This window comes from Methanocalculus sp. (assembly GCF_030651615.1).
Classification (GTDB): Archaea; Halobacteriota; Methanomicrobia; order Methanomicrobiales; family Methanocorpusculaceae; genus Methanocalculus.
The window spans coordinates 1-6037 of the sequence record NZ_JAUSCG010000235.1 but is presented as its reverse complement, the minus strand read 5'-3'; the positions used below and the strand labels follow the sequence as shown (position 1 = coordinate 6037).

General features: G+C 50.1%; 10 protein-coding genes and 1 pseudogene. All 11 read right to left on the bottom strand.

Translation table 11 applies throughout. The features are described from left to right. Positions 1–289, bottom strand: a pseudogene (locus Q7V06_RS09800) (hypothetical protein); the annotation flags it as partial. Continuing rightward, positions 226–1431 carry a threonine synthase gene (gene thrC / locus Q7V06_RS09795; protein ID WP_304841032.1) on the bottom strand — a complete coding sequence of 402 codons (1206 nt, stop codon included), beginning with the start codon at positions 1429–1431 and terminating at the stop codon, positions 226–228. The gene thrC and the pseudogene Q7V06_RS09800, both read right to left, overlap by 64 nt. Before the next feature lie 39 nt (positions 1432–1470). Continuing rightward, the gene (locus Q7V06_RS09790; protein ID WP_304841030.1) at positions 1471–2169 is read right to left on the bottom strand and encodes a metal-dependent hydrolase; all 699 of its coding nucleotides are present in this window, start codon (positions 2167–2169) and stop codon (positions 1471–1473) included. A gap of 23 nt (positions 2170–2192) precedes the next feature. Continuing rightward, positions 2193–2966 (bottom strand): nitrilase-related carbon-nitrogen hydrolase, encoded by a 774-nt coding sequence (locus Q7V06_RS09785; RefSeq protein WP_304841028.1) that lies wholly within the window; start codon positions 2964–2966, stop codon positions 2193–2195. Beyond that, positions 2967–3176, bottom strand: a complete 210-nt coding sequence (locus tag Q7V06_RS09780; protein WP_304841026.1) for a hypothetical protein — start codon at positions 3174–3176, stop codon at positions 2967–2969. Further along, positions 3177–3827, bottom strand: coding sequence for a MarC family protein (locus tag Q7V06_RS09775; RefSeq protein WP_304841024.1), 651 nt, complete (start codon positions 3825–3827; stop codon positions 3177–3179). It lies immediately after the preceding gene. A gap of 73 nt (positions 3828–3900) precedes the next feature. Then, on the bottom strand, positions 3901–4350 hold the full coding sequence (ndk, locus tag Q7V06_RS09770) for a nucleoside-diphosphate kinase (RefSeq protein WP_304841022.1): 450 nt from the start codon (positions 4348–4350) through the stop codon (positions 3901–3903). Positions 4351–4356: 6 nt separating this feature from the next. Beyond that, a complete protein-coding gene (locus Q7V06_RS09765) occupies positions 4357–4548 on the bottom strand; it encodes a 50S ribosomal protein L24e (RefSeq protein WP_304841020.1) in 192 nt (63 codons plus the stop codon). A 5-nt stretch (positions 4549–4553) separates the two neighbouring features. Continuing rightward, positions 4554–4763, bottom strand: coding sequence for a 30S ribosomal protein S28e (locus tag Q7V06_RS09760; RefSeq protein WP_211530851.1), 210 nt, complete (start codon positions 4761–4763; stop codon positions 4554–4556). 7 nt (positions 4764–4770) lie between these two features. After that, a complete protein-coding gene (gene rpl7ae, locus Q7V06_RS09755; protein WP_304841015.1) occupies positions 4771–5139 on the bottom strand; it encodes a 50S ribosomal protein L7Ae in 369 nt (122 codons plus the stop codon). A gap of 123 nt (positions 5140–5262) precedes the next feature. After that, a partial coding sequence (locus Q7V06_RS09750) for a DUF2298 domain-containing protein (protein ID WP_304841013.1) occupies positions 5263–6037 on the bottom strand: 775 nt, incomplete at its 5' end.

Sequence of the window (6037 nt, the reverse complement as noted above, 5' to 3'; positions counted from 1 at the left end):
GTGGGAAGATGATCTCAGACTCCTTTTGAGTCTCAAACGCGACATCTCCCGAAATATTGGTAAGTCTGACATCCCGGACAGTAGCCGGAACCGCCTCCCCGAGAATCCCGGGCTGCGTAAACTGATACCTGTTCATATCCACTACTTCAACTGCGGCAGAGTAGCCTGTTCCATTCTCATAGATCGAGAACTCTGCATGAAGGGCAGCAGTCGGTGCTGCCAGGATCAGAGCTGCAAGGCAGAGAGCAATGCAGGCAATGTAGCTTCGATCTCGGTCGGAGGGTTGCATTGTTTTATCACCGTTTCGGGGTCTTTCAACAGATGGCCGGTCACGACACAGACGATCCTCTCATCTGAATCAATCGCACCCATCTCTATAAGTTTCTTTATTCCTGCAACTGATGCAGCAGAGGCGGGTTCCACCCCAATTCCCTCCATCCGTGCGAGATCCCGCTGCATAGAGAGGATCTCGGCATCAGTCACAGACTCTGCAAGACCACCAGTCTCCCTGATCGCCCTGAGCGCCTTTTCTGCATTAACAGGGGCACCAATTCGGATTGCAGTCGCGATCGTCTCGGGATTTTGATCAGGTATCACTTCCGGGAAATTTCCTTTTATGGCCCGGACAACCGGTGCCGATCCTTCTGCCTGAATACCGGTCATCATTGGCAGGCGATCGATCCATCCAAGCTCTCTCCACTCGATAAGACCCTTATGTACAGCTGAGATGTTCCCTGCATTTCCAACCGGGAGCACCAGACGATCCGGTACTGCTCCAAGCTGGTCGACAACCTCAAACCCTATCGTCTTCTGACCCTCAAGCCGGTATGGATTGATAGAGTTCAGGAGATAAATTCCATGCGAGATGCAGAGTTCCTGGACCATCTCAAGAGTTCGATCGAAGTTACCTGCAACCGATATAACCCGCGCACCATGCATCAGCGCCTGAGCAATCTTCCCGATGGCAACCTTTCCTGCCGGAAGAAGAACAACTGCAGGAATGCCTGCCCTGGCGGCATAGGCAGCGAGACTGGCTGAAGTATTTCCGGTGCTGGCACAGGCAACCATCTTCATATCAAGCTGAAGTGCCATTGATACGCCGAGAGTCATTCCACGATCTTTGAAAGATCCTGTCGGGTTCATGCCTTCATGCTTGGCATACAGATGCGGAAGGCCAAGAGACTCCCCAATCCGTTTCAGGTGATAGAGGGGGGTTCCCCCTTCCTGCAAAGTCACCGGTGGGATGTTAACCGGTAACAACTCACGATATCGCCAGACCGAGAGCGGCCGGGAGGAGAGATCAGATCGGGATACCGAAACAGCATCAAGATCATACTCGACCGCGAGGAGATGGCCACACGCAGAACAGGTGTATACCACCGAATCAGGAGAATATGCCTTTTTGCAATGTATACAAACAAGACGATGCATGCCTACAGATTCGAGCCGAAAGATAATAAGGAAGGCGTATCACCTGACCCGGGCTGCAAGAAAGAAGAGGGACCAGAGAAGTGCAAGAATGAGAATACCAAAATACTGGTACAGCTCTTCTGGAATGATCAGATATGCAGGTTTTATTAGCAGAAAGAGAACTGCAAGCCCAAGTGTCGAAGCAAACATGAGAGAACGGATATCTGTTTTATCGCCGGTTTTGATCGTCCCACACCACCTCCGTTCAGAGAGGGGAAAGAGCCATCCGATTCCAGATACTGTGCAGGTATCTGCCAGAAGATGAATGAGTGCACCGAACAGAAAAGCCCCTGAGAAGAGGAGGATCTGATCGGTATATTCCATCTCAAGAAGATCCACACCCAGAAGAAGGAAGATACAGATGAATACCGACATAATGGCAAGCCCGGCTAATGAGTGAAGAAGACCACGATGGCGCGGAGTACATCTCCTGCCATATATTGCCATCAGGAGGAGTGAGACGGGATAGTAAATCAGATAACGGATAGTAAGCCCAAAGAGATAGGTCACAAGTGAGAAGGATAACGGGTCCTTCCCCCTCCGGAAGATAGCAGATCTCTTCGCATCAGCATCAGGTGCAAGTGAACCGATGAAGAGACCCGTAAATACAAGAAGACATGCCTCAAAGGAAGATATGAAAGGGATAACGAATACCCCGCCTGAGAGGAGAGAGAGGACGAGGTGTTCTGAACCCTTCATTGAAGGGTATTACTCTGGTTTATTTACATGTAAAGGTCACGCCGTGCGTCTTTTTGTACAGGAAAGAGACTGCGTGATCGATGAACCAGATTCGGATCTATCGGGGCTGAGATCAATGCCTCATCTTCACCACCCCTGCAGAGGGTCTCACCGGTCGGATCAACGATAAGTGAACCCCCACAATAGCGATCGATCGGGGTTATACCGGTTGTGCAGACTCCTGCAACAAAGAACTGGTTTTCAACGGCACGTGCCCTGATAAAGAGATCAAAATGGTTCAGACGGCTGCATGGCCATGCCGCAGGCACAACAATACATTCCACACCACGATCTGCATACCTGCGAAAGAGTTCAGGAAAACGGAGGTCATAACAGATGGCCAGACCAATCGAAACACCGGCACAGGTACCAACAACCAGATCATCTCCGGGACGATACACCAGATTTTCACCACCGGGTGAGAATAGATGCATTTTTGCGTATCGTGCATGGATTGAACCGTCAGGGCTGATGAGAAGTGCAGTATTTTTTATACCAGATTTACCCACTTCACGATGCGAACCAACGATCCATGCACCATGCTCTTCTCCAATCCGGCACCATCTCCTGGCAATCGGACCATCTTCCCCCTCAGCAAAGAGAGAAGAGGAGGGGTCCCAGCCTGTTGGAAACTGCTCTGGAAATATGATGAGATCAGCACCCAACTCAACAGCCGCCTGCACTGCTTTATTAGCTTTCTTCAGACCGGCATCAGGGTCTTCAAAAACGGAGGCGAGCTGGGCACAGCAGATCTCCATCTACTCCTCCGGAGTCTCCTTTTTCTCTGAATACCCCCTCAGTATGACAACGATTGCCACCATTGCAATAAGCATAGCAATCACAAAGAGAATAACCGGCATATAGACGATTTCATATCCAAGCGTCATCAGGCCAACAATTCCCGCCCCAATGATCATACAAACCCCAAGAAAGAGGAAGAAGAGATCAAAACCATCAATCTGTATCATTCATAGACCTCCAACAAGAACCGGAAACGCCTGCCGGAGTCCGGTAATAACGAACTGAACGGCAATTGCAATCAGTATCATACCCATCAGCCGTCCGATGACACGATACTCACGCGACCCGATATGTTTTGTTATCAGATCAGCGTTCTTCATACTATAATAATTCACCATGATAACGATCGGGCAGAGAAGAATTATCGCCGCCATTGCCTCTATACCAATATCAACTGCCTCATTCATGAGTACAATAACTGTTGTTATCGTTCCGGGTCCGGCTATCATTGGAACTGCAAGCGGCATCATGGCGATATCATCCGCATCGATACCCTCATACTTCTCAGTTGCGGTCATCTTCGTCCGTGACGTCTTTGCATAGACCATCTCCATCCCTATTCCGAAAAGAAGGATACCCCCTGCCACCCGAAATGCCTCAAGAGAGATTCCAAAGATCTGAAGGATCGCTCCACCAGCCAGTGCAAAGGCAAGAATAACGATAAGAGCAACACGGTTTGCTTCATATGCCACGCTAAGTCTGGTCTTTACATCCATCGTATCCGTCAGAGTCACATAGATGAGCATCGCTGCAAGGGGATTTACGACGATGAAGATCGATGAGATCGAGAGGAGAATGAAGGTCAGGAGATCGACCATTAATGAAGTGTAGATCCTTTATGCTTAAGGCAATTCCGGGTGGGATCGCAAAAAAAAGTGGAGGTGATTGGTATTACTCGTAGATCATCGAATCTGCGATACCAGAATATGATACCAGTTCTTCATTTCTGAAATGAATGCCGATCTCACGTTCTGCAGACTCAGGCGAGTCTGAGGCATGAATGACATTTCTCCCAATATCAACGGCGAAATCACCGCGAATGGTACCGGAGAGCGCCTCTGCCGGATTTGTTGCACCGATGAGTGACCGGATAATTTTCACGACATTGTTTCCTTCCCAGACCATCAGAAAGACCGGACCACTCATGATATAGGTCTTCAGGCCGGGGAAGAAAGGCTTCTCAATATGTTCACGGTACTGTTCCTGAACACGGGCGTCAGAAAGCTCCTCAAATCGCGCAGCGACCAGTTTCAGACCTTTCTTCTCAAACCGGGAGACGATCTCGCCGATGAGTCCTCGCTGGACACCATCCGGCTTAACCATCACAAAGGAGCGCTCCATTTTGGATCACTCCTTTCCACGAGCCTTGCGGCCTGCTGCGGTCCACTCGACACGACGCGGAACTCTGCGGAGCTTGTAATTGCTCTGGCACTTCGATGAGCAGAAATAAAAGACTGCACCATCTTTCCTGACGAAGAGTTTTCCCGTCCCGGGCTCGAGCTGTTCTCCACAGAAACTGCAGATATACTTCTCAACCATCCGCTTCACCGCCTCGATAGCTTCTTGGCCTCACGTTCCGTCTCAAGGAGCATCAGGATATCTCCCTCACGGATCGGCCCGAATGTGTTCCGGGTGATAATCCGCCCCTTGTTTGGGCCATCAAGGATACGGCACTTCACCTGAGACGCTTCACCATGCATCCCGGTAAGACCGATCACTTCGATGACTTCTGCCGGCGTTCCATTATCTGCCATAGAACACTCAGCCTCTCAGTGCGGCAACCTGTTTCACGAGCTCTTCTACGAGATCCTTGCCTTTTCCGGACTTCACGATCGCAACTGCAGCTGAGCCTACATCAAGGCCACAGGCAGCACCGATCTCAGACTGCTTATTGATGAAGATAAACGGGATCTGCTTCTCCACGCAGAGCGGGGGGAGATGCATCACGATCTCTTCAGGCTCGACGTCTCCGCCGATCAATACAAGCTGAGCGATGCCACGTTCAATGGCTTTTGTCGCTTCGTTGGATCCTTTCTTTATCTTACCGGTGTCCCGTGCAAGTTCAAGAGCTTCAAGGGCATTGTTCTGAAGCTCTTCGGGGACTTCAAACTGTTGGTACATCTTTGACATAACTCACCTCATTCAGGAGGAGATGACTCCTCCATCATCACTCATCAGCGGTTCAAGAACCGATGCTGGCGTAACCATATTATTACACAGAGAAGGGGGATAAAGGTTCGTCTGTAAGGAGGATCATGACACCAGATAAACCAGAGTATCATTCGCTTCAAAGACGATTTCAAGCCCTTTTTCTGGAATTTGAACAGAATAACGCTCTCTTTCAAATGATCCGACAACCAGATGGCTGATGCCATATTCCCGCAGGAGCTGAAGGCTTTGGTCAGGCACCTCATATATTGCTTTGACATCCGTGATCCTCTCAGCATACCAGCCATCCTCGTTCGACCTCCAGACCACTTCATGTCCGGGCCACCCCAGAACTGTTGGGATACCTGTAAACGATGAAATCCGCCCGGCATACGTATAATCATCTCCGATTGCTTCAACAATACGGATATCCCCCTCAAGTGAACGGAGGTATGTGATAGCTGCTGCATCACCCGGATGTGCAGAGGAGAGCCATGCCGCGCCATCAAGAGTGCCGGACCCATACCCATAGGTGAGCGGCACAAACGGCGGTATCAGAATAAGAATGATCACTATACCACAGACGGAACCCCACCTCATCCATGAAGGAAGCGCGCGAGGCAACTGAACTCCGGAGAGCCATCTTCCCACAATGACCGAGGCAGAAAGACCCATCAGAACCCATGCAGTAGTGTAGAATTTAAAGACGGTGTTCATCCGGTAATACATCTCCCCCATATTATCCCGAAGGAAGATGAGTTCACAGAAGACAATGACTGAAAGGCCTGCAATAGCTAGGATCTCTTCAGCCCTCCGACCACCCTTGACGACGATCAGCACGATGGCAAACAGAGCGATTCCTGCGGCTCCATATCCGGCA